Source organism: Alkalibacillus almallahensis, from assembly GCF_011761495.1.
GTDB classification, from domain to species: Bacteria; Bacillota; Bacilli; order Bacillales; family Alkalibacillaceae; genus Alkalibacillus; species Alkalibacillus almallahensis.
Genome location: NZ_JAASRU010000007.1, coordinates 68009 through 90984 on the forward strand (window position 1 = coordinate 68009; position 22976 = coordinate 90984).

Below are 22976 nucleotides of genomic sequence, written 5' to 3' on the forward strand. Positions count from 1 at the left end.
GACTTAAATCGCCCTTACGATTCTTCCTTTTCAACGCCTTGCTCCATCGCTTTCCAAGCTAACGTCGCACATTTAATGCGCGCCGGGAACTTTGCAACACCTTGCAATGCTTGAATATCTCCAAGTTCATCAAGGTTAAATTCATAACCTTCCATTTCTTCACCTAGCATCATATCTGAAAACATTTGCGACATTTTCAAAGCGTCTTCAACTGTTTGACCGACAATTACTTGTGTCATCATCGAAGCAGAGGAAAGGCTGATTGAACAACCCTCTCCTTCGAACTTCGCATCCTGAACAACACCGTCTTCGATCTTAAGTTGTAAATCAATTCGGTCACCACAAGTCGGGTTATTTAATTCAACAGATAAGTGGTCACCTTCAATTTGTCCTCTGTTTCGTGGATTTTTATAGTGATCCATAATCACTTGTCTATATAGTGTATCGAGATTGTTAAAAGACATCTCCGAAAAACTCCTTCGCTTTCTTCAGTCCCTCGACAAATACATCGACGTCTTGCTTCGTATTATACAGATAGAAACTTGCTCGTGCTGTAGCCACAACATTCAATTCTTTCATTAGTGGCTGTGCACAATGGTGACCAGCTCTTACAGCTACACCAATTGAATCCAGCGCTGTAGCTAAGTCATGCGGATGGACATCGTCTAAATTGAATGTGACAAGTCCTGCACGCTCCTGAGGTCCATAAATCGTGATTCCGTCAATAGTATTCATCTGTTCTAATGCATATTGTACCAGTTCATGCTCATGCTTTTCAATTTGTGACATTCCAACTGATTCTAAGTAATCAATTGCTGCCCCTAATCCAATCGCACCAGCAATGATTGGTGTTCCTCCTTCAAACTTCCACGGCAACTCTTTCCAAGTTGAATCGTATAAGTTTACAAAGTCGATCATCTCTCCACCAAATTCAACTGGTTCCATATCATTCAATAAGGACTGCTTACCATACAATACGCCAACTCCTGTTGGGCCGACCATTTTATGAGCACTGAAAGCGTAGAAGTCAACATCTAAATCTTGCACATCGACTCGCATATGAGGAACACTTTGAGCACCATCAACAACTGTGACTGCATCATAACGGTGAGCTATTTCTGTCACTTCTTTAATCGGGTTGATTGTCCCTAATACGTTTGATACATGCGCCATCGCAACAATTTTTGTCTTATCCGAAATCATGGATTCAACATCAGATAATAAGATGGTTCCATCTTCTTGTAAAGGTAGATAAGTTAATGTTGCACCTGTTGCCTTAGCAGCTTGTTGCCATGGGATCAAATTACTGTGATGTTCCATTTTAGTTAACAGAATTTCATCACCTTCTGATAAATTAGCACGAGCATAGCTGTAAGCCACGGTGTTAAGTGCTGTTGTCGTTCCGCGAGTGAATATGACTTCTTTAGTAGAAGGTGCGTTGATAAAGTCTTTTACTTTCTTACGTGCACCTTCATAACCATCAGTTGCATAAGAACCTAACGTATGCACACCACGGTGAACGTTTGAGTTGTATTGTTTGTAATAATTGTCTACTGCGTCAATCACTTGCTGCGGCTTTTGAGATGTTGCAGCACTGTCTAAATAAACGAGTGGATGATCATTGACGTGTTGATCTAGAATCGGAAAATCACGACGAACATGATCTAAAATCGCCATTAGTATACTTTCCCTTCGATCACTTCACGCAATTGTGATTGAACGGTTTCAATCGGAATCTCACGCACAACAGGTGCTAAGAAACCATGAATGACGAGACGTTCAGCTTCTTGTTGACTAATACCACGACTCATCAAGTAGAATAGTTGAATTGGATCAACACGACCTACTGACGCTGCGTGACCAGCTGTTACATCATCTTCATCGATTAAAAGAATTGGGTTTGCATCACCCCGTGAGCCTTCTGAAAGCATGAGTACACGTGATTCTTGTTCAGCGTTTGCTTTCGTCGCGCCATTTTCAACTTTACCAATACCATTAAAGATTGATGCTGAGTTATCTTTCATAACACCATGTTGTAAGATATAGCCTTCTGAAGCTTGGCCCCAGTGGCGAATATTTGCTGTGAAGTCTTGTTTTTGATTGCCACGTCCTACACTAACCGCTTTAGCGTGTGATAATGAATTATCACCGACTAAGTTAGTCACGTTCTCTGATAGTGTGTGACCATCATTCATTTGGCCTAATGCCCACTCTAATGTTGCATCACGTTCAACATGACCGCGACGGTTAACATATGATGTGGTTCCTTGAGCAAAGTTATCAACTGCGCCATAAGAAACTTTAGCGCCGTCTAATGCAAATACTTCACTTACAATATTTGCAACGGTTTCTGTTTCATCATTATTAGACACATAGTTTTCAACGTATGTCACTTGGCTATGCTGATCAGCAACAAGTAATACGTGATTAAATAAAGCTGCGTGATCATCTTCTTGCCAGAATATGACTTGAATTGGTTCTTCAATCTCAACATTCTTTGGTACGTATAAGAAGATACCACTGTTCATGAGTGCTGCATGGCGAGCTGTTAATTTATTTTCATCAACCGAAACACCATCTTGCATGAAGTATTTCTGTACTAAATCACCATGTTCGTGCATGGCTGTGAAAATGTCTTCGAAGATAACGCCTTTTTCTTTTAACTCATCTGATAATTTCGCATAAGCGATGTTGTTATTACGAACAACAATCAGATTACGTTCTTCAACATGATCACCTAATAATACACGAATTTTTTCTGGAAGTTCATCGAAACTTTTAATATCAGCGCCTGAAACATCATGTTCAAAATCTGTGAAATTCCAGTTTTTAATACGTGTTTTTTCAGGGTTTGGCATTGGTAAGTCATCTGCCAAATCTACTGCTTTTTGTCTTATATCTTTAAACCAGTCTGGTTCATTACGTTTACCAGAATAATTAGCTACATATTCCTTGTCATAAGGTAATTGTGTATCGACTGCCATTCGTTACCCTCCTATCGTATTACGCTTCTTGGCCAACTGTTTCGTCATCGATGCCTAGTTCTTCTTTAATCCAGTCGTAACCTTCAGATTCTAGACGGTGAGCTAGCTCTGGGCCACCTGATTTTACAATACGACCTTGCATCATAACGTGTACATGGTCTGGCGTAATGTAATCAAGTAGACGCTGGTAGTGAGTAATGATTAAGCAACCAAAGTTTTCGCTACGCATTTCGTTGATTCCTTTTGAAACAACTTTAAGTGCGTCGATGTCTAGACCTGAGTCAATCTCATCTAAGATTGCAATCGCTGGTTGTAACATCATTAATTGTAAGATTTCGTTACGCTTCTTCTCACCACCTGAGAAGCCTTCGTTAAGGTAACGTTGTGCCATGTTTTTATCTATTTCTAATGTATCTAACTTACTGTCCATTTCTTTAATGAACTGCATAAGTGGAATTTCATCGCCTTCTTCGCGCTGAGAATTAATTGAAGAACGCAAGAAGTCAGATGTTGTGACACCACTGATTTCACTTGGGTATTGCATTGCTAAGAATAGACCAGCTTGTGCACGTTCGTCTACTTCCATTTCTAGTACGTCTTCACCATCTAAATAAATTTCACCTTTTGTGATTTCGTATTTAGGGTGTCCCATAACTGCACTTGCTAGTGTTGATTTACCTGTTCCGTTTGGTCCCATGACCGCGTGGAATTCGCCGCCTTTAATAGTAAGGTTTACACCTTTTAAAATTTCTTCACCCTCAATTTCAACGTGAAGATCTTTGATTTCTAAAGTTGATCCTGCCATTTGAATACCTCCAGTTCATTATTTCGAGTCTGGTCATTCTCAATTTATTCTCATTGTTAGTTTATAACATTTCTAAATTATTATCAACTCTCAGATATAGAATAACCATATAAACACTCACTCTATCATTATAATAAAAAACACATACTTTTTAAACGTATAGCTATTGTGATAATTATCTTCTCAATTTCCGTTGTTGATATTGTGATCCGCTATCGGTGGACGCTTTCCGCGGGCACGACTCGAGCCTCCTCGGCCAAAAGGCGTGGCCTGCGGGGTCTCGAGGCTCGTGCTATTCCCGCAGGAGTCGCCACCTTCGCTTCTCACAATTCAACAACTAATTGCTTAATCAACTTAAAACTTGCGCTAATATTTAACTAAAAACAAAAAACCCCACCTTCAATTTATGTAAGGTGGGGTGCACTAAAGGGTTATTTTGTTATTTCAATCTTACTTTAATTAATATTTTAGCGGTGAATCATGCGATCCACATCAGATATCATTTTCTGTGATTGTTGATATTCTTGTTCGCGACGACGTTCCACAGCCAGTTGGTTTTCTAATTTACGGCTGTACTCTTCATAACCTATTCCGTGTGACTGTTGCATCGCTTTCTCCATATCACTTGTGTAATTCAAATCACTCTGTAAAATGACTAAATCATCCTTTCAATTTGTTTACGTTATTAATCATAACACGCTCACTTAGAAAGCAAAAACAGCATTTATCCTCAATATAATACGTAAATAAGAGTGTGAACATATCTGTTATGTTCACACTCTTATCTTTTAATAAATCGTATTAATAGCTTATAAATAAAGCCAAATGCTCAAAATTTGCTTTTTTATTCACTTACAGGTACAACCGCACCATTGTATTCTTCTTCCATAAAGGATTGAATTTCATCAGAACGTAGCACTTCTACAAGTGTCTGTAACGCTTCAGAATTTTTATCTTCAGAACGGGCCGCAATGACGTTAACATACGGCGCGTCTGAGTCTTCAATGATTAACGAATCTTCAGTTGGATTCAGGCCACCTTCAATAGCATAATTCGTGTTAATTGCTACTAAAGCATCTTCTTCTCGCTTATAGTTTTCAACTAAGAAGCCTGCCTCAATGCTTGCATCAAAATTTAAATTCTTAGGATTTTCAACGACATCGTCGATTTCTGCTTTATCAGGGTCAACTTCTGGATCAATTTTAATTAAGTCATGTTCTTGTAATAATGAAAGAATTCGTCCATGGTCAGCAACTGAACGACTCATGATGACGTCAGTTCCTTCTTCTACATTGCTAATATCATCAATATTTTTAGAATAAATTCCCATCGGCTCAATATGAATGCCGCCAAGATTTACGAAATCATAACCTGCTTGTTCTTTTTGATCCTCTAAATAAGGAATGTGCTGAAAGTAGTTCGCGTCTAACGTGCCATCTGCTAACGCTTCGTTCGGCAATATATAATCTTGGAACGTTTCAATTGTTAATTCAATGCCTTTTTCTTCAAGAAGTGGTTTTGCTTCTTCTAACACTTCTGTGTGTGGCACTGGTGTAGCACCAACTGTTAATTCAACTGGTCCATCACTGTCACCACTTCCGCCACCTTCAGCTTCACCTGTACCACAAGCTGCTAAAACGGCGACTAATAATAATGACGTTACGAATAAAATACCTTTTTTCATGATAAAACTCCCCTTTAATTTTTATTTTATATCTTAACGAGTAGAACACTCATTAATTAACGATGATCAATTCGTTTCGAGATCCAATCACCAAGAAATTGGAAAATGAAGACAATGATAACTATAAAGATAGTAGACGCTAGCACGACGTCCGTATTACGTCGTTGGAATCCTTCCATGTAAGCAAGATCCCCTAAGCCTCCAGCGCCAATCACACCAGCCATGGCAGTATAACTGATTAACGCAATTGCTGTAACGGTGATGCCAGAAATAAGCGCTGGCATAGATTCTGGAAGCAACACTTTGAAAATAATCGTTCGTGTTTTAGCTCCCATTGCTTTGGCCGCTTCAATCACACCTTTATCAACTTCTTTTAATCCAATCTCAACAAGCCGTGCATAGAACGGTGCTGAACCAACAATTAGTGCTGGTAATGCGGCATTCGGCCCACGAATCGTACCAATTAAAAAGTCGGTAAACGGAAATAACAGTAATATTAAAATGATAAACGGAATTGCACGGGATACGTTCACGATGGTTGCGACAATTGAATTCAATGGTTTGTTTTCCCATAGATTCCCTTTATTCGTTAAATAAAGTAATAACCCTAGTAGGATTCCAAGAATAAAGGTGCCTAATACTGAAATAAATGTCATATATAAGGTCTCATAAGTAGCAACCCACATCTTATCCATTTCGACGTTTGGAAATATATTAGTCAACATAATCGATCACCTCAACTCCCACGCCAGTTGTCTCAACGTAATTCATCACGTCTTCAATCGTTTCTGGCTCGCCTTGAAATTCAACATAAAGCGTGCCATAAGCACCTTCTTGAGTCGGTGAGATCGACCCTTGTAAGATGTTAACGTTAATATCAAATTGCTTCGACACATCGCTGATTAATGCCCGTTTCGCATTATGCCCAACAAAATGCAACTTCACTACTTTGGAACGATCATCTGATGTAATAAAGTCCTTTAACTCTTCTACTGATCCTTCTTGAGGATTTAATTGTTGAACAAACCGCTTCGTTGTTTTCGATTGCGGGTTCATAAAGACATCTAAAACATCACCTTGTTCAACTACATGTCCTTGCTCCATCACGGCTACACGATGAGAAATCTTTTGAATAACATGCATTTCATGCGTAATAAGAATAATTGTTAAATCGAGCTTTTCATTAATCGAAACGAGTAATTCTAAAATGTCATCCGTTGTCTCAGGATCGAGTGCTGATGTGGCTTCATCACATAATAATACTTTCGGGTCGTTCGCAAGTGACCTAGCAATCCCGACACGTTGTTTTTGACCACCACTTAATTGAGAAGGATAAGAATTTTCACGTCCTTTAAGCCCCACTAATTCGATGAGTTCAAGCACTTTTTCTTCACGATCAGCCTTTGGAACACCTGCTATTTCTAATGGAAATGCAATATTCTCATAAACTGTTCGTGACCATAGTAAGTTGAAATGTTGAAAAATCATTCCGATTTTCTGTCGTTCAAGACGTAATTGCGCCTTACTGAGATCCGTCATATCTTGTCCATTTAAAATAATTTCACCATCAGTCGGATCTTCGAGGCGATTGATTAATCGCACAAATGTACTTTTTCCTGCTCCGCTATAACCAATCACCCCGTAGATATCACCTTTTTCAATATCAATGGATACATCATCAACGGCTTGTACGGTTTGATCTTTTGTTTTAAAGGTTTTAGACAAATTATTGATCTTAATCACAGTTATGACCTCCTTGCTGTCAAAATAAAAAACCTTTCTACTCCAATAAGAGAACAGAAAGGTTTGACGAATTAACCAATTGTTCTCTTATCTTTCAAAGCAAAATATAGCTTTGAAGGAATTAGCACCTATCATGCCTCATGCATGACGGTTGCTGGGTTTCGCAGGGCCTGTCCCTCCACCTCTCTTGATAAGAGATTTTAATGCATTATTCTTTTTATACGTTAATCTGTTAATGTGTTAATCACAAAAAAACTTTCTTGTAAGAACAAGAAAGAGGATTACTCAATCTTATCTTACAATGCTTTCACATTGCAGGAATTAGCACCAATCATGTACGCTACATGACGGTTGCCGGGCTTCACAGGGCCTATCCCTCCGCCTCTCTGGATAAGAAGTTTGTTATTCAACTTGCGATAAATTGTATGTTAGCATAGGAATAGATAATCGTCAAACACAACTTCAAAGAAAATTTCAATAAAAGGATGATAAAGATGAAAGCACCAACATTTGAATTGCCTTATTTAGATAACCCTGATCAAACGTTTAACCTTAGTGATCTATTAGGTGAAAAAGTAATTGTTTTGACCTTTTGGGCATCATGGTGTCCAGACTGTGCACGTGACTTGCCGAAAAAAGAACAGTTTTATAAGACGATGCGGCATAATAATATTGAAATGATGACGATCAATGTATCTGGCCGCGAACGCGATATGTCTGAAGCGCATAAATTCCAAGAACAATTTTTAACTCAGCCAGTCCTACAGGATCGTGGTCGAGAAATTTACGATCTATATCAAGCTGATGGTGTTCCGACGACCATTGTAATTGATTTAGATGGAAATATTGTCGGTCACTTCGGCGATAAAGACGACTTTGTTGAAGTCATTAAAATCATTGGCGATTACTTCCCAGCTCAATAAATCACTAAAAGCCCCGAACTTATCAGGTGAGTTCGGGGCTTTTAACGTTTAAGCTTTTATAGTTTTATCTTAATTTGATGTTGAGTTATAATCTCTTAGTTGTTGAATTGTGAGTAGCGTTGGTGTCGACATTAGTCTTCTGGGTCGTCGATGTTATAGTGCGTGTCTCGAGATCCCGCTGTGATACAGTGATACAGCGAAAAAGGCGCATGATACAGCGCAATTGGCGCTCTATACAGCGAAATCTCTCCATTATACAGCGAAAACATGCTTACATACAGCGAAATCATCGCTTGATACAGCGAAACTAAACTATACACTGATAGCGGATCACAATTTCAACAACGGACTTTATCAAAGTTTATTGAATAACAATCACAGTTTTACGTTTGTTGCGTCTCTTCTTTAACTAAATAAGGTCCCATCTCTTTCAATAAATACGGTACAGAATTAAACGTATAAAGTCGCTCAACCGCTTGACCTTGTTTCACCACAAGCAAACAAGGCACACTCGTTATGTTAAACTCTTGCATAAATTCAGGTGCAAGCGTCGCATTTAATTCATAAAACTTCTCATCTTCTAATGTATCTTCAATATAATGCAACATCCGTTTAGCCACTTTACACGTGCCACAAAATGGACTATTCACAAATAACAAATGATACTGCTTTTTATTAACGATAAACTGGGCCTGTTTGCCATTTACTTCTTGCATAATTTATGACCCCTTTAAGTATTTTACCTTAACTTTAAAATTAGCTGCTTGTAAAATAGAGGCTACCACATGTTCCGGTGTATCTTCAACTTGGCGGTATTGAGTTTCAGTAAATAAATTCTCTGCATGAGATAACTCTTGATTCAACTGCTTCCGCAATTTCCGGCCAGGTTCATCTTCATCAGTAAAAATATAAACTTCTCGATCTAATAAATCATAGTTTTCAATCAGTTCATCTAAAGCATAGACACCAATCGTACCGAACGTACAAAGAATATCTTCTTCTTGCTCTAAGACACGGTTGAGTTTATAACGATCTTGTTTACCCTCTACAATAATTAAACGAGATAATGGTTCCATCTTATTCACCTAAATTTGATCTGAGTTAGAAAAGACTGATCTCGTGATGAAGATCAGTCTTTAAAATGATTTATTTAATTATTCATCATCTACCATTTGTTGATAAGCATCAGCATCCATTAGCTTGTCCAAGTCTGTTTTATCTGATACTTCAACAACAACCATCCAAGCTTGGTCATGTGGTGATTCGTTGACTAGTTCTGGACTATCTTCTAGCTCTTCGTTTACTTCAACCACTTTACCAGAAACAGGTGCGTATAATTCTGAAACTGTTTTAACTGATTCAACACTACCAAATGGTTGATCTAAAGTTAGTTCATCGCCTTCTTCTGGTAATTCAACAAACACAATATCGCCAAGCTCATCTTGGGCGAATTCTGTAATACCAATGCGTACACGGCCACCTTCATCTTTCACCCATTCGTGTTCTTCTGAATATAAATATTCTTTCGGTAAACTCATGCGATCCCCTCCAAAATTTCAAAATCATAATTTTATCATACAATAAAGTTAACTATTATGCATTAACAAGTTATGAATTCCACGTTTCATCAAATGTATCTTCATTAAATCCGACAGTTACATGCTCACCATCCGTCACAATTGGTCGTTTTATCAACATGCCATCTGACGCTAATAACTCGATTTGTTCGTCTTCAGACATGGATGGTAAACGTTCTTTCAAATTGAGCTCACGATATTTCTTACCTGACGTGTTGAAAAATTTCTTTGTTGGTAAGTCACTACGTTCAATAACCTGTTTTAATTCTGTTTGATTTGGTGGATTGTCCACAATATGTACTGAATCGTACTCCAGGTTATGTTCATCTAACCATTTAAGTGCTTTTCGGCATGTCCCACATTTGGGATACTGATAGACCGTTAAACTCATGTGATTTCCCTCCTTTATCATTCTCATACATTTTAACATGAACAGTTATTAAAATTGATTATTTTGCATAAGTAATCCGCATGGTCAGCACCATGCGGATCAACTTGAACAAACTAATTATACAACGTATTTCTCTTCTTCAACTAATTGTGAGGCAATTTCACGTTTCTTCGCAATCACATTTACGTGTTCACGACGCGTTAATTTGCGTAACGCTGACAGCATCATACGGAGGTTATCGCCTTCTTCTACAGCAATTAATGTTTCTTTTGCGTGTGCTTCAATGTCATTTAATGTTTCTTCGACAAATACTTGCGTGTATAGAAGTTTTTGACGAGCTTGGGCTTCACCATCTTTTTCAATTGCTTTTTCAGTACGTAGCACAGCAGACTCCATATTATAAATATCCGCTGCAATATCAGCAATATTAGACAGTAGCTCTTGCTCATTTTCTAGTTTATCTTGATATTTCTGAGCTGCAATTCCAGCAGCTAATAAACCAATCTTCTTCGCATTACCGACAAGATATTTCTCTTGAGCCAATGCTTCATCACCTGGCGTCTCAGGCATCATTGACATTAATTCATTTTGTAAATTCGTTGCTTTTTCTAGTAATGGAAGTTCGCCTTTCATCGCTTTCTTCATGAACGTTCCTGGCACGATCATGCGGTTTATTTCATTTGTACCTTCGAAAATACGATTGATACGTGAATCACGATAAATGCGTTCAACTTCATATTCTTGCATGAAGCCGTAACCACCGTGAATCTGTACCGCTTCATCGGCTGCGAAATCAAGTAGTTCAGTTGCCGTATATTTATTCATAGAACATTCGATCGCGTATTCTGCAATCCCTTTGGCAACTTCTGACCCGTCATTTAACTCTTCTTTTGATAACTGACCGAGCCGAGATTCGAATAAACCAACTGTACGGTAAACCGCACTTTCATTGGCATAAGTTTTCGTTGCGACACTCGCTAATTTTTCTTGAATTAGTGGGAAGCTTGAAATTGGCGTTTGGAATTGTTTACGTTCGTTCGCATAACTTGCTGCTAGTTCGAGTGCACGTTTCGCACTACCAACACCACCAATTGCTAGCTTATAACGACCAACGTTTAAAATATTGAACGCAATCACATGACCGCGACCAATTTCGCCTAGAACATTTTCGACTGGTACTTCAGCATCTTCTAATACTAATGTACGAGTTGAAGATGATTTGATCCCCATCTTCTTCTCTTCTGGGCCAGTTGAAACACCTGGGAAGTCACGTTCGATAATAAAGGCTGTGAAGTGTTCACCATCAATCTTTGCATAGACAACGAAAACGTCAGCAAAAGCTGAGTTCGTGATCCACTGCTTTTCACCATTCAATACATAGTGTGTACCCGCTTCATTTAATTTAGCTGTTGTTTTCGCGCCTAACGCATCAGAACCAGAACCAGGCTCAGTTAACGCATAAGCCGCAATTTTTTCACCTGTCGCTAATGATGGCAAATACTTTTGCTTTTGCTCATGATTACCGAAGAAAACGATTGGCAGTGAACCAATTCCAACGTGGGCACCATGAGTAATGGAGAAACCACCAGCTAGTGACATTTTTTCTGTCACGAGTGATGACGTGATTTTATCAAGTTCTAACCCGCCATATTCTTCTGGGACATCAATGCCTAGTAAACCAAGTTCCCCTGCTTTTTCAAGTAGGTTAACAGACTTATCAAATTCATGATTTTCTAAGTCATCTAGTACTGGCCATACATCATTTTTAATATAATCTTCTGTCGTCTTCGCAATCATTTTGTGCTCATCAGTGAAATCTTCTGGTGTTAAGACGTCTTTCGGCTCAACATCTTCGACTAAAAATGATCCACCTTTAAATACCTTTTCTTCTATCATAATAAATCCTCCCCGATTTTAGAATTATAGTAATTCAAATACACCAGCAGCACCCATGCCGCCACCAATACACATGGTACAGACGCCATATTTCACGTCACGGCGTTTCATTTCGTGAATAAGTGATAAGGTTAGTTTGGTACCCGTGCAACCAAGTGGGTGTCCAAGCGCAATTGCCCCACCATTCACGTTCACGATGTCTTCATCTAAACCTAATTCACGGCAGACTTGAAGTGCTTGTGACGCAAAAGCTTCGTTTAATTCATACAAGCCAATATCATCCATCGTTAAACCAGCTAGTTCTACCGCTTTAGGAATTGCCTTAACAGGACCGACACCCATGACTTCTGGTTCAACACCTTCGACTGTAAACGAATGGAATTTCGCCATTGGTTCTAAGCCTTCTTGTTCAGCTTTTTCCCGGTCCATGACAAGCACAGAAGCTGCACCATCACTCATTTGTGAGGCGTTACCTGCAGTCACAGATCCTTTAACATTAAAGGCTGGTTTTAAATTAGCTAAACTCTCGACACTCGTGTCTGGACGGACACCTTCGTCTTGTGAAACAGTAAAAGTACGTTCTTGGACTGTGTTATCCTCTCCAACTGAACGATCCACAACTTCAACAGGGACTATTTCGTCATCGAACTTACCTTCTTTAAGGGCTTGAGCAGCGCGTTCATGACTACGTGCAGCAAAAGCGTCCTGATCTTCTCTTGTAACACCATAACGATTGGCCACCTCTTCAGCTGTATGCCCCATATTCATATAATATTCTGGTGCTTCGTCAACTAAAGTCGGGTTCGGGCGAATAACATTTCCACCCATTGGGATCATCGACATCGATTCAGCTCCACCAGCAACAATCGTATCGGCATAGCCAAGCATAATGCGTTCAGCTGCGTATGCAATACTTTGTAGCCCTGACGAACAATAACGATTAATCGTAATACCAGGAACATCATGATCTAAACCTGCTAATCCAGCAATTTGCCTTGCCATATTCATACCTTGTTCTGCTTCGGGCATGGCACATCCGATAATGACATCGTCAATTTTTCCATCGTAATTATTAGCTCGTTTTAAAGTTTCTTTAACTGTTGTTGCGGCTAAATCATCTGGGCGTGTATGCGCAAATGAGCCTTTATTTGCTTTTCCGACAGGTGTTCTTGCACCTGACACAATAACTGCTTCTCTCACAATAGAACCTCCTCTTCGGTTGGATTTCCCCACTTAGTTACGTAATGGTTTGCCATTTTGAAGCATATGCATCATACGCTCTTGTGTCTTTTGTTCACTGACTAAACTCAAGAATGCTTCACGTTCTAAATCAAGTAAATATTGCTCGCTTACTTTCGTTCCATATTTGATCTTGCCACCTGCTAAAACGTGAGCTAGATGACTAGCAATTTTAATATCGTGATCTGATGCATAGCCACTTAACTGTAATTGCTTGGCGCCAAGCATCATCGTCGCATAGCCTGGCTCACCCACAACTGGGATTTTCTCTTCTTTTGGCGGTTGATACCCAGCTTTATCAAGGGCTAGTACTTTATTCTTCGCATCATAGATTTGATGGTCGCCATTAAAGCTAATTGAATCAAAATCATCTAAAAAGCCATATTCAACTGCTTCAGCAGCTGATGTTGACGTTTTACCAGTTGCAATTTTTACAAAAACATCGTTCGCCACTTTTTGTAAATCTAAGTCAACACCTTCCGGAAAGCCACGTAACTGGTTTAAATAGAACTCTTTGTTACCACCGCCACCAGGAATTAAACCAACACCAGCTTCAACTAAGCCCATGTAAGTTTCTGGTGATGCTTGTTGACCTGCTGCTGGAAGGACGAGTTCAGTTCCTCCACCTAATGTCATACCAAATGGCGCAACAACAACAGGTTTTTCATTGTATTTAATACGCTGCATCGCTTGTTGGAATTGCTTGATCACCATTTCGATTTCAAAGAAGTTAAACTCTTGTGCTTCCATCAAGATCATGGCTAGGTTTGCGCCGACGCAGAAATTCTTACCTTGGTTACCAATCACGAGTCCACGGTAATTCTTATTCACTTCATCGAGTGAGTCATTAATCATTTGAATAACGTCCATGCCAATTGAGTTATTCTGTGATGTGAATTCAAGTAAAGCGACATCATCACCTAAATCAATTAAACTAGCACCACTATTTTGTTTAATGACTCCTTTCGCTTGTTTATGAAGTTTCAAATCAATTTCTTTTTCGTTAACCGCTTTTTCGACGTATTCACCATTATGATAGAAATATAGCTTTCCGTTCTCTGTTTTATAGAATGACTCGAAACCTTGGTCGAGCATTGATTTAACCCAAGCTGGTACTGTAGATCCTTCTTCTTCCATGCGTTCGGTCGCTTTTTTAACACCAATCGCATCCCACATTTCAAACGGGCCGATTTCCCAACCGAAGCCCCACTTCATCGCATCATCGATCTGTGTAATATCGTCAGCAATATCACCTAGAAGTTCAGCAGAATAGATTAAGGTCGGCTTTGTAATATTCCATACGAGGTCACCAGCTCGGTCACCTTTGGCAGATACAAGCGCTTTCAACTTACGTTTTGGACCTTTTTCTTGTTTCGCTGCTCCGGATGCATCTGTCTTCAGTTTTTGTTGCTCTTGTTCATACTCTAATGTTTCAGGGTTTAATTCATAAATCGTACTACCATTTTTGTCTTTATGTTTATAGAAGAAGCCTTTACCTGTCTTCGCTCCAAGCATGCCCTTCTCATTCATTTGTTTCATGAATTCTGGCACTTCAAAGACTTTCTTTTCGTCACCTTCTACTTGATCGTACACGTTATTGGCAACATGAACGAACGTATCAAGTCCAACAACATCTAAAGTTCTAAATGTTGCACTTTTCGGTCGGCCAATCATTGGACCTGTGACTGAATCGACTTCCCCGATACTGTAGCCACCTCTAAGCATTTCTTGTACGGTCACAAGCAGACCATAAGTACCAATGCGGTTGGCAATAAAGTTCGGTGTATCTTTCGCTTCAACGACACCTTTTCCAAGAACATCTTCACCAAAGCGCTTCATGAAAGCGAGAACGTCTGGATCAGTTTCTTTGTTTGGAATCACTTCAAGTAACTTTAAGTAACGCGGTGGATTAAAGAAGTGCGTCCCTAAAAAGTGTTTTTTGAAGTCTTCAGAACGATCTTCAGCCATCGCATTAATCGAAATCCCTGACGTGTTCGAACTCACAATCGAACCTTCACGGCGATGTTCATCTACTTGAGCATAGACCTTTTGCTTAACCTCTAAATTCTCAACCACAACTTCAATGATCCAATCAACGTCTTTCAACTCTTGCATATGATCCTCAAAGTTACCGACTGAGATTAAATCAAGACTTTTTTGCGTAGTAATAGGTGATGGGTTTTGCTTACGTAGTTTCTTTTTGTTTTCGGCAGCAATCTTATTGCGTGCTTTCGGATTTTGTTTTTCCTCTTCTGATAAATCGTTTGGCACGATATCTAGCATTAACGTCGGAATACCTAAATTAGCTAAATGCGCCGCAATGCCAGCTCCCATAACGCCTGAACCTAAGACTGCAGCACGTTTTATGCTTCCGTTCATGAATGCTCCCCCTATCCGTTTTATGTTTTTGAATGAATACTCATTCATTTTAACCTAAAATTTTTTGGATAGTGCCTATCCAAAATTTAACCTATTTATACTATAAATTATTTTCAGACATTTCGCAAACATTATTTTGTAAAAATAACCAAAGTAAACCCGGCATTTCAAGTTGATGAACATGCCGGGCTTAGGATGATTATTTTTTAAATAATCCTTTAAGAACAAACACTACATTCGCCGGTCTTTCAGCTAAACGACGCATGTTATAACCGAACCAATCACGACCATACGGAACATAGACTCGAACATTATAACCTTCCTTAACTAGTTCCTCTCGTAATTCTGCACGCATGCCATATAACATTTGAAATTCGAATTGATCACGTGGAATATTATGCTCATCCGTATACTGTTTCGTAAACTCGATAATCGCATCATCATGTGAGCCAATCGCTGTGAAATGACCATGATCCAAGTGCATAGCGATTACTTTCTTCAAGTTTTCATCAACATCCGTTTTATTCGGATAAGCGACTTCTTCAGATTCTTTATAAGCACCTTTAACAAAGCGGATGTTCGGATTATAAGGATCTAAACGCTCAACGTCACTTACCGTACGATATAAATAGGACTGTAAGACTGTTCCGACTAAATCATATTCACGTTTAAGTGTTTCAAAAATCGTTAACGTCTGCTCACAACGCGAATAATCTTCCATATCAATGGTGACGAGTACTTGATGTTTCTCGCCAGCATCTAGAATGCGACGCATATTATGTAGGACGAGTTTTTCTGAAATATCAAGTCCCATCGACGTCATTTTAACTGAGACTTGTGAATCTAAATTCAATTTATCAATGACTTTAATCGTTTTAATCGTTTCACGAGTACGTTCATCTGCTTCACTTTCATCTGTTACATATTCACCCAGGTGATCAAGCGTAACAGCCATGCCTTTATTATTTAAGGTACGAATATTTTCAGCTGCATGAGCTAGATCTGGACCAGCAACGAAGCGACTCGCACCAAATTTAAAACCGTATTTCATAGCTAATGATTTTAATAGTTGATTATTTGATAGAAACAAGAAAAATTGACGCATTACTTTTTCCATGACGTTTTCCCCCAGTGTGTCCAACATGATTGTGAAACCGTTTACTATTTTATCATTTTTCAGTCAAAATTTTAATTATTTCTTTTGAAATTTCAAAATTTCCTCTATTTATTAGATTAGTTCTTCAAGTTATTTAATTAGGATTTCAATTTCATCTTCGTGTTCTTTTAATAACGCATCAATTGTTTGTTGTATATCGTGATTCATTTCTTCAGCTTCTTCTTCTGTTTCAGGCTGCTTTTCACCAAAACGTTCTTTAAAAAATTCATTTTGATAGGCACTTCTTTTAGCACTTCTCTCAATATATTCCTTATGATACTCTTTTGGCTTCATATCAAACCTCTCAGCCTGAGCCTTTGCAAATTCTCTAATCTCATTTGCTTCATCAGTATCAACATTTTCAGGAGGATACTGACCAAAGAATTCAATTGAGCCTTCGACTTCATCTGATACATCGATTCCCATTTCCTTAGCTTCTTGAATAACAACAGTTTCCCTAACCATTGATTCAACAACTTCAGGTAAATCTTCATCTTCCAACTCAAAGAAAAAGCGAATGTCTCCAACTGTTATTTCTTCTCCCCTTACAATAGCGGCTACTTCGTCATTGTCATATGTGGCTGAGTCTGAACATCCCACTATAAAACTTAAGCTTATCAAAATAATACTGCTAACTAACTTGTTCATTGGTTCACCCCTGATTCTGTATAAGTACCAACTTTGTGATACATGGCTTCTTCAATAATCCTGCCCAGATAGTTAAATAAGGTTATAACTTAGTGCAGTAAATTCAGGTAAACTAATTGTATCATAGGTTCCTTTATTTGGAATTGAATTACTTAAATTGATCAAGTCGTCCATTGTAAATTCGTTTCATAGATGTTTAATGTTTTCTAAGTTTTGGGTGCACGCTAAATAATGATCCAAATACTTCGTCGCCACGCTATTCAAACGTTGCTTCCAACCTTTTAGCCGTCATTGGTATTTATTAACGGCATGAAAAAACCTCGGCAGTCGCCGAGGTTTTAGTTAATTTATTTAGTTAAGAACATCATAACCTTGTTCTTCAATGGCTTCTTCCATTTCTTCTTTACCTACTGTATCTTCATCGTATGTGACATCAACATTACCAGTATCTAAATTGACCTCAACAGAAACAATTCCGTCTAGCTCTTTCAATGCTCCTTGGACAGCTTGTTTACAATGGCCACAAGACATGCCTTGGACTTTCAATGTCATTTCCATTCGTTCATTCATTCCTTCCTTAATAGCTTTGCTCCTATTATTACGCATACGTATAGAATTTTCAAATAAAAAATATTAAAAATTTAGACGGCTTCATCAATAGCTTTAATCATCGTTTCCTCGATGTCAGATGCAAAATCCTGAACATCTTTTGAATCAATGTGACTCATTAATGCCGTTGGTCTTGGCATACCTATTCTGGTCTCGTTATGACTTTCATAAACAACAACCTTACATGGTAAGAAATAACTAACTTTTTCTTCCATACTTAGTACATCTCTAGCGGCTTTAGGATTACATACTTCTAAAATTCTAAATGTTTGATCAAAATCATCAAACCCTTTATTATGCAACGTTTCCTTCACATCAAAATCCCATAACACACCAAATTGAACATTTTTGAGCGAAGCTGTAAGATCATCGATTGCTTGTTCAATCGTTTTATTTGTCGTCACTGTATAATCAAACATCATAAACCCCTCCATGTATAAGTATTCCATTCATAACATACCCAAAAATGATAATGAACAAACACAACAGTAAATCGTAATCATTCTTATTTACAAATCGTAATCATTACGATAAAATCTTATTTGGCTTATTAAAACGAAGGAGATAAAACAAATGAGACGTTCATTAATTGCATTTATTTTAATTATAACAATTTTGCTTGTAGCTTGTGGGGAAGAAACGGAACAAGCTAATGAAAAAAACTCCAACCAAAACAATATTGACGATTCAGAAATGACTGGAACCGTCGTCACGTCTATTTATCCGTTAGAGTATATAGTCTCTGAAATTGCTGGTGATACGATTACCGTCGAAACCGTCATCCCACCAGGTGCTGATGCCCATACGTATGAACCATCAACCAAGGACATGATTGACATGTCTAATCACGATGCATTTTTCTACGTAGGGAACGGCTTAGAAGTTTTTGCGGATACACTAGCTAGTACCGTTAAAGGCGAGGGTGTTGAAACCTACTCATTAGCCAATCAAGCTGATAATCTATTTGCCGATAACGCTTCAGATGATCAGGCTGAACAGAACCATGAAGATAACCACGGTGATGATGACAACCATCATCATGAAGATGGACACGATCATGAAAACGGTGAACTTGATTTGCATTTTTGGTTAGATCCAGCTCGAATGACACAAGCTGGTGATCTAATTCTTGCACAACTTAAAGATATGTACCCAGACCATGCTGAAACATTTGAGACGAACTTTGAATCATTTTCAAAAAAAATGAAAGAACTGGATCAATCGTTTCAATCAACTCTTAGTAATCAATCTGTCGATATTCTTGTAGCTCACGAAGCCTTTGGTTACTGGGAGCGAGAATATGGCATTGAACAGCATGGCATTCGCGGACTCTCATCATCTCAAGATCCTTCGCAAAAAGAATTACAAGAGCTTTTTGGAACACTTGAAGAACGCAATCTCAACCACGTTATTTTAGAGAAAAATCGTAATGACAGTTTAGCACGAACAATAGCTGATGAATTTGATTTAACAGTTTATGAATTACACAGTCTAGAAACAATTACAGAAGACAATATCGAACAGGGCGCTGATTACGTCGATATTATGGAGAACAACTTAGAAGTCTTAAAGGATACGATTAATCAGGATTAACTGAGCACGTGAGGAGGATTCAATATGTCACATTTAATTGAAGTAAATAACGTCACTCATCGCTATGACCATCATAAAGTGTTGGATGATGTTAGTTTCACGATTACCGAAGGCGACTTTGTGGGGTTAGTAGGCCCTAACGGTTCAGGTAAAACGACAATCATTAAATTGATGCTCGGCTTAGAAAAAGTACAAAAAGGGTCGATTACAGCTTTCGATAAACCAATCGAAAAGTTTCATAATAAAGGTCATATTAGCTTCGTCTCACAGAAAGCAAACTCATTCAGTCGTGACTTTCCAGCTACAGCAAAAGAAGTTGTGAGCATGGGGTTAACGACTAAAGCTAGTATTTGGCGACCGACAACAAAGAAATATGAGTATTTAATTTTCGAAGCACTCGACCGTGTCAATATGTTGGAATACGCTAATCACAATATTGGTGATTTATCAGGCGGTCAACAGCAACGAATTTTTATCGCGAGAGCTATTGTGAATAATCCAAAACTATTAATCTTAGACGAGCCGACAGTTGGTGTTGACACTGAAAATGTTGAGCAATTTTATCAGCTCTTATCACAATTAAACGAGCAACTAGGCATCACATTAATCCTTGTGTCTCACGATATTGGCACAATCACCACTCATGTCAATGACTTACTATGTTTAAATAAATCTGTTCATTATCATGGTAACCCAAATGATTTCGAAGGTATGTCTGATGAACAACGCTCGAAAATCTATGGCCATGCGATGAACACGATCACACATCACCATTAACGTTAGGAGGGGCATTCTTGCTTGACGCTTTACTCAACTTTGAAATTTTACGCAACACCTTTTATACAGGCTTAATCGTGGGACTACTTGCCCCTTTATTAGGGACTTTCATTGTCGTGCGTCGATTATCACTTATATCAGACGGTTTATCTCACGTTACACTTGCTGGTATTTCATTTGGTTTACTGATGCAAAAGAAATACACCTTACTCATGTTTACGCCATTCCATACAGGGATCTTCTTTTCAGTACTTGGCGCAATCGTGATTGAAAATCTTCGTCATGTTTATAAGTCCTTTCAAGAGATTGCTATTCCCATCACATTATCTGTTGGGGTTGGACTGAGCGTTGTATTTATTGCTATGGCTGATGGAATTAACACCGATATTTACGCTTATCTATTCGGTTCAGTGGCAGCTGTCAGTCAATCTGATTTGTATGTTGTTTTATTTACAGCAATTTTTGTCTTGATTGTCATTACATTATTATACAAAGAGTTATTTGCTCTATCATTTGACGAAGAATTCGCGACTGTTTCGGGTATTCATGCCAAAATCATTCATTACTTGTTTATCATCATGACCGCACTCGTGATTGCAGCTTCAATTCGAATCGTTGGTGTATTACTGGTTTCAGCACTTATGACTCTACCTGTTGCAACAGCTATGCGACTAGCAAAAAGCTTTAAACAAACACTTATTTTTAGTATTATTTATGGTGAAGTTGCCGTTATTATCGGATTAATTACGGGTTATTATTTTGAAATTCCTCCGGGTGGTACGATCGTGATCACAGCAGCGATTCTACTCGGCTTAACATTACTCATTAAAAAATGGTATTTAGCTTACATCTATAGAGGGTGAGAGGCATGCGACTAAATGAAGCGTTAGAAACATTAAAAAATGAAGGTTATAAATACACGAAAAAACGAGAAGATATTCTATCGTTCTTCACTGAAGAAGATGGTTATCGTACCGCAAGTGATCTATTAAATTATATGGCCGATAAATACGATGGTCTTAGCTATGATACAGTCTATCGTAACCTTCACTTATTTCGTGATTTAGACATACTAGAATCGACAGACTTAAACGGAGAAAAACATTTTCGTTTATCATGCGGCCATGATGAGCACCACCATCATTTCATCTGTCATTCATGTGGTAAAACTAAAACAATAAAAGCTTGTCCGATGAATTATATTCAGCAAGATTTTCCGGGTTACACGATCGAAAATCATAAGTTCGAAATATACGGAAAATGCCCAGCATGCCAATAAAAAAGATCGAATTGAGTCTAACAACCTCAATTCGATCTTTTTATTTTTATTCTACACGTCGATTAATATGGCCTTTAATCGCTATATTCATTAAAATACCGAGTAATCCAAACGTAATGAGTAATGACGAACCGCCATAACTTATAAGAGGCAATGTAATACCTGTGATCGGCATCAACCCAGATACAGCTGCAAGATTAATCATCGCCTGTGTAATAATCTGGAATGTAATACCAAACGCTAATAACCTACCAAATTGGTCCGGAGCCCGTTTAGCTACCAATATACCACGGAACATCAAGAATATGTACAAGCCAATGACAAGTAACACACCGACCATCCCTAATTCTTCAGCAATAACAGACATAATAAAGTCTGTATGAGCTTCTGGCAAGAAACCAGCCTTTTGCACACTGTTTGCAAGCCCTTCTCCTGTCAGTCCCCCGTTCGCTATTGCAATTAAGGAATGAATTAACTGATAACCCTCACCAGACGGATCTGCAAATGGATCCAAGAAAGACGTAAATCGATCTGTTCTATATTCAGATGAAAAAATCAACCCAATCATACTGCCAAGCGCAATAATTCCTAGACCGAATAAATGAATAAGTCGTATCCCTGCAAATAATAATATCATTCCGCATGCCATTATAATCGATGCCGCTGTACCTAAGTCAGGTTGCATTAAGATAAATACAAACACTAGACCTAACACTATAAGGGGTGGCAAAACACCTTGTCCAAAGTGATTAAGTTTATTTTGTTTATTGGTATAAACTTTGGCAAAGTAAATGATCATCGTTACTTTTGCTAGTTCCGATGGTTGAAATAAAATCGGACCAAAGTTCAACCAACGTGTCGCAAAATTTCGTTCAACTCCTATTCCTGGAATTAATACGAGTAACAATAATATGAGCGTCACGATGATCATTGGTTTAACTAAGCGACCAAGATTGCGATAAGAAAATAAGCTAGCTATAACAAAGACACCTATGCCGATGATCAACCACATTAATTGGCGATCAAAATAATGTGATGAATCGTTAATATCAGGATTCATCCCTGCATAAATAAAACTAGCACTATAGACCATCACAATTCCGATTACAGCTAAGCTGATAACAGTCGCAAATAGCGGGTAATCAAAATGTTTTAAATGTTGTCTCAACTGCTTCAATACGAACACGCTCCTATATCTACCATCATAACGGATAACTTACTTCTATGGATAGTAGATTTTAGGACTATTTTGAGATAAATTTAAAACCCGCTGATTTTCAGCGGGTTTTATAA

At 38.4% G+C, this 22976-nt stretch carries 25 protein-coding genes, 1 pseudogene and 2 riboswitches; of the genes and pseudogenes, 5 read left to right on the forward strand and 21 right to left on the reverse strand.

Annotated elements, in window-relative coordinates:
• Positions 1 to 14: 14 nt before the first annotated feature.
• From sufU to FHR85_RS07765, 8 genes are all read right to left on the reverse strand, one after another.
• On the reverse strand, positions 15 to 464 hold the full coding sequence (sufU, locus tag FHR85_RS07730) for a Fe-S cluster assembly sulfur transfer protein SufU (protein WP_167262301.1): 450 nt from the start codon (positions 462 to 464) through the stop codon (positions 15 to 17).
• Entirely contained in the window at positions 454 to 1677 is a 1224-nt protein-coding gene (locus FHR85_RS07735; RefSeq protein ID WP_167262302.1) for a cysteine desulfurase, read from the reverse strand. The genes sufU and FHR85_RS07735 overlap by 11 nt, the downstream gene beginning before the upstream one ends.
• The gene (sufD, locus tag FHR85_RS07740; RefSeq protein ID WP_167262303.1) at positions 1677 to 2984 is read right to left on the reverse strand and encodes a Fe-S cluster assembly protein SufD; all 1308 of its coding nucleotides are present in this window, start codon (positions 2982 to 2984) and stop codon (positions 1677 to 1679) included. The genes FHR85_RS07735 and sufD overlap by 1 nt, the downstream gene beginning before the upstream one ends.
• A gap of 19 nt (positions 2985 to 3003) precedes the next feature.
• Positions 3004 to 3789 carry a Fe-S cluster assembly ATPase SufC gene (sufC, locus tag FHR85_RS07745; protein WP_167262304.1) on the reverse strand — a complete coding sequence of 262 codons (786 nt, stop codon included), beginning with the start codon at positions 3787 to 3789 and terminating at the stop codon, positions 3004 to 3006.
• Between the two features lie 467 nt (positions 3790 to 4256).
• Positions 4257 to 4397, reverse strand: a complete 141-nt coding sequence (locus tag FHR85_RS07750; protein ID WP_167262234.1) for a YuzK family famiily protein — start codon at positions 4395 to 4397, stop codon at positions 4257 to 4259.
• Positions 4398 to 4633: 236 nt separating this feature from the next.
• On the reverse strand, positions 4634 to 5473 hold the full coding sequence (locus FHR85_RS07755) for a MetQ/NlpA family ABC transporter substrate-binding protein (protein WP_167262305.1): 840 nt from the start codon (positions 5471 to 5473) through the stop codon (positions 4634 to 4636).
• 56 nt (positions 5474 to 5529) lie between these two features.
• Complete coding sequence (locus tag FHR85_RS07760; protein WP_167262306.1) at positions 5530 to 6198, reverse strand: methionine ABC transporter permease; 669 nt, start codon at positions 6196 to 6198, stop codon at positions 5530 to 5532.
• On the reverse strand, positions 6188 to 7216 hold the full coding sequence (locus tag FHR85_RS07765) for an ATP-binding cassette domain-containing protein (protein WP_167262307.1): 1029 nt from the start codon (positions 7214 to 7216) through the stop codon (positions 6188 to 6190). The genes FHR85_RS07760 and FHR85_RS07765 overlap by 11 nt, the downstream gene beginning before the upstream one ends.
• An 84-nt stretch (positions 7217 to 7300) precedes the next feature.
• Positions 7301 to 7413, reverse strand: a riboswitch (SAM riboswitch).
• Between the two features lie 91 nt (positions 7414 to 7504).
• A riboswitch (SAM riboswitch) is annotated at positions 7505 to 7613 on the reverse strand.
• A gap of 97 nt (positions 7614 to 7710) precedes the next feature.
• On the opposite strand from FHR85_RS07765, the gene FHR85_RS07770 reads away from it, so the two are divergent.
• On the forward strand, positions 7711 to 8139 hold the full coding sequence (locus FHR85_RS07770) for a TlpA family protein disulfide reductase (RefSeq protein WP_167262308.1): 429 nt from the start codon (positions 7711 to 7713) through the stop codon (positions 8137 to 8139).
• A 383-nt stretch (positions 8140 to 8522) separates the two neighbouring features.
• Here the strand turns inward: FHR85_RS07770 and FHR85_RS07775 are convergent, their stop codons facing one another.
• The 12 genes and pseudogenes from FHR85_RS07775 to FHR85_RS07825 form a co-directional block, all read right to left on the reverse strand.
• Entirely contained in the window at positions 8523 to 8855 is a 333-nt protein-coding gene (locus FHR85_RS07775) for a thioredoxin family protein (RefSeq protein ID WP_167262309.1), read from the reverse strand.
• A 3-nt stretch (positions 8856 to 8858) separates the two neighbouring features.
• On the reverse strand, positions 8859 to 9215 hold the full coding sequence (locus FHR85_RS07780; RefSeq protein ID WP_167262310.1) for a toprim domain-containing protein: 357 nt from the start codon (positions 9213 to 9215) through the stop codon (positions 8859 to 8861).
• A gap of 78 nt (positions 9216 to 9293) precedes the next feature.
• Positions 9294 to 9677 (reverse strand): glycine cleavage system protein GcvH, encoded by a 384-nt coding sequence (gene gcvH, locus FHR85_RS07785; protein ID WP_167262311.1) that lies wholly within the window; start codon positions 9675 to 9677, stop codon positions 9294 to 9296.
• A 70-nt stretch (positions 9678 to 9747) separates the two neighbouring features.
• Positions 9748 to 10107 carry an arsenate reductase family protein gene (locus FHR85_RS07790; protein WP_167262312.1) on the reverse strand — a complete coding sequence of 120 codons (360 nt, stop codon included), beginning with the start codon at positions 10105 to 10107 and terminating at the stop codon, positions 9748 to 9750.
• Positions 10108 to 10224: 117 nt separating this feature from the next.
• Entirely contained in the window at positions 10225 to 12003 is a 1779-nt protein-coding gene (locus FHR85_RS07795) for an acyl-CoA dehydrogenase family protein (protein WP_167262313.1), read from the reverse strand.
• A gap of 24 nt (positions 12004 to 12027) precedes the next feature.
• Positions 12028 to 13203 carry an acetyl-CoA C-acetyltransferase gene (locus FHR85_RS07800; protein ID WP_167262314.1) on the reverse strand — a complete coding sequence of 392 codons (1176 nt, stop codon included), beginning with the start codon at positions 13201 to 13203 and terminating at the stop codon, positions 12028 to 12030.
• Between the two features lie 33 nt (positions 13204 to 13236).
• A complete protein-coding gene (locus FHR85_RS07805; protein WP_167262315.1) occupies positions 13237 to 15621 on the reverse strand; it encodes a 3-hydroxyacyl-CoA dehydrogenase/enoyl-CoA hydratase family protein in 2385 nt (794 codons plus the stop codon).
• Between the two features lie 199 nt (positions 15622 to 15820).
• Positions 15821 to 16738: a proline dehydrogenase family protein gene (locus FHR85_RS07810; protein WP_167262316.1), complete on the reverse strand. Its 918-nt coding sequence runs from the start codon at positions 16736 to 16738 to the stop codon at positions 15821 to 15823.
• 129 nt (positions 16739 to 16867) lie between these two features.
• Entirely contained in the window at positions 16868 to 17425 is a 558-nt protein-coding gene (locus FHR85_RS07815) for a SurA N-terminal domain-containing protein (RefSeq protein ID WP_167262317.1), read from the reverse strand.
• A 192-nt stretch (positions 17426 to 17617) separates the two neighbouring features.
• A pseudogene (locus FHR85_RS14620) lies at positions 17618 to 17713 on the reverse strand (IS1595 family transposase); the annotation flags it as partial.
• Between the two features lie 63 nt (positions 17714 to 17776).
• The gene (gene copZ / locus FHR85_RS07820) at positions 17777 to 17983 is read right to left on the reverse strand and encodes a copper chaperone CopZ (protein WP_167262379.1); all 207 of its coding nucleotides are present in this window, start codon (positions 17981 to 17983) and stop codon (positions 17777 to 17779) included.
• 83 nt (positions 17984 to 18066) lie between these two features.
• Complete coding sequence (locus FHR85_RS07825; RefSeq protein ID WP_167262318.1) at positions 18067 to 18453, reverse strand: DUF302 domain-containing protein; 387 nt, start codon at positions 18451 to 18453, stop codon at positions 18067 to 18069.
• Between the two features lie 154 nt (positions 18454 to 18607).
• Here FHR85_RS07825 and FHR85_RS07830 point away from each other — a divergent pair, with 154 nt between their 5' ends.
• From FHR85_RS07830 to FHR85_RS07845, 4 genes are read left to right on the forward strand one after another with little or no spacing between them, the layout of a single operon-like run.
• Positions 18608 to 19627: a metal ABC transporter substrate-binding protein gene (locus tag FHR85_RS07830; RefSeq protein ID WP_167262319.1), complete on the forward strand. Its 1020-nt coding sequence runs from the start codon at positions 18608 to 18610 to the stop codon at positions 19625 to 19627.
• A 24-nt stretch (positions 19628 to 19651) separates the two neighbouring features.
• Positions 19652 to 20404 carry a metal ABC transporter ATP-binding protein gene (locus tag FHR85_RS07835; protein ID WP_167262320.1) on the forward strand — a complete coding sequence of 251 codons (753 nt, stop codon included), beginning with the start codon at positions 19652 to 19654 and terminating at the stop codon, positions 20402 to 20404.
• Between the two features lie 17 nt (positions 20405 to 20421).
• Positions 20422 to 21267 carry a metal ABC transporter permease gene (locus FHR85_RS07840; protein WP_167262321.1) on the forward strand — a complete coding sequence of 282 codons (846 nt, stop codon included), beginning with the start codon at positions 20422 to 20424 and terminating at the stop codon, positions 21265 to 21267.
• Between the two features lie 5 nt (positions 21268 to 21272).
• Positions 21273 to 21683: a Fur family transcriptional regulator gene (locus tag FHR85_RS07845; RefSeq protein WP_167262322.1), complete on the forward strand. Its 411-nt coding sequence runs from the start codon at positions 21273 to 21275 to the stop codon at positions 21681 to 21683.
• 46 nt (positions 21684 to 21729) lie between these two features.
• On the opposite strand, the gene ftsW is transcribed toward FHR85_RS07845, so the two are convergent.
• Positions 21730 to 22869, reverse strand: coding sequence for a putative lipid II flippase FtsW (ftsW, locus tag FHR85_RS07850; protein WP_167262323.1), 1140 nt, complete (start codon positions 22867 to 22869; stop codon positions 21730 to 21732).
• Between the last annotated feature and the right edge of the window lie 107 nt (positions 22870 to 22976).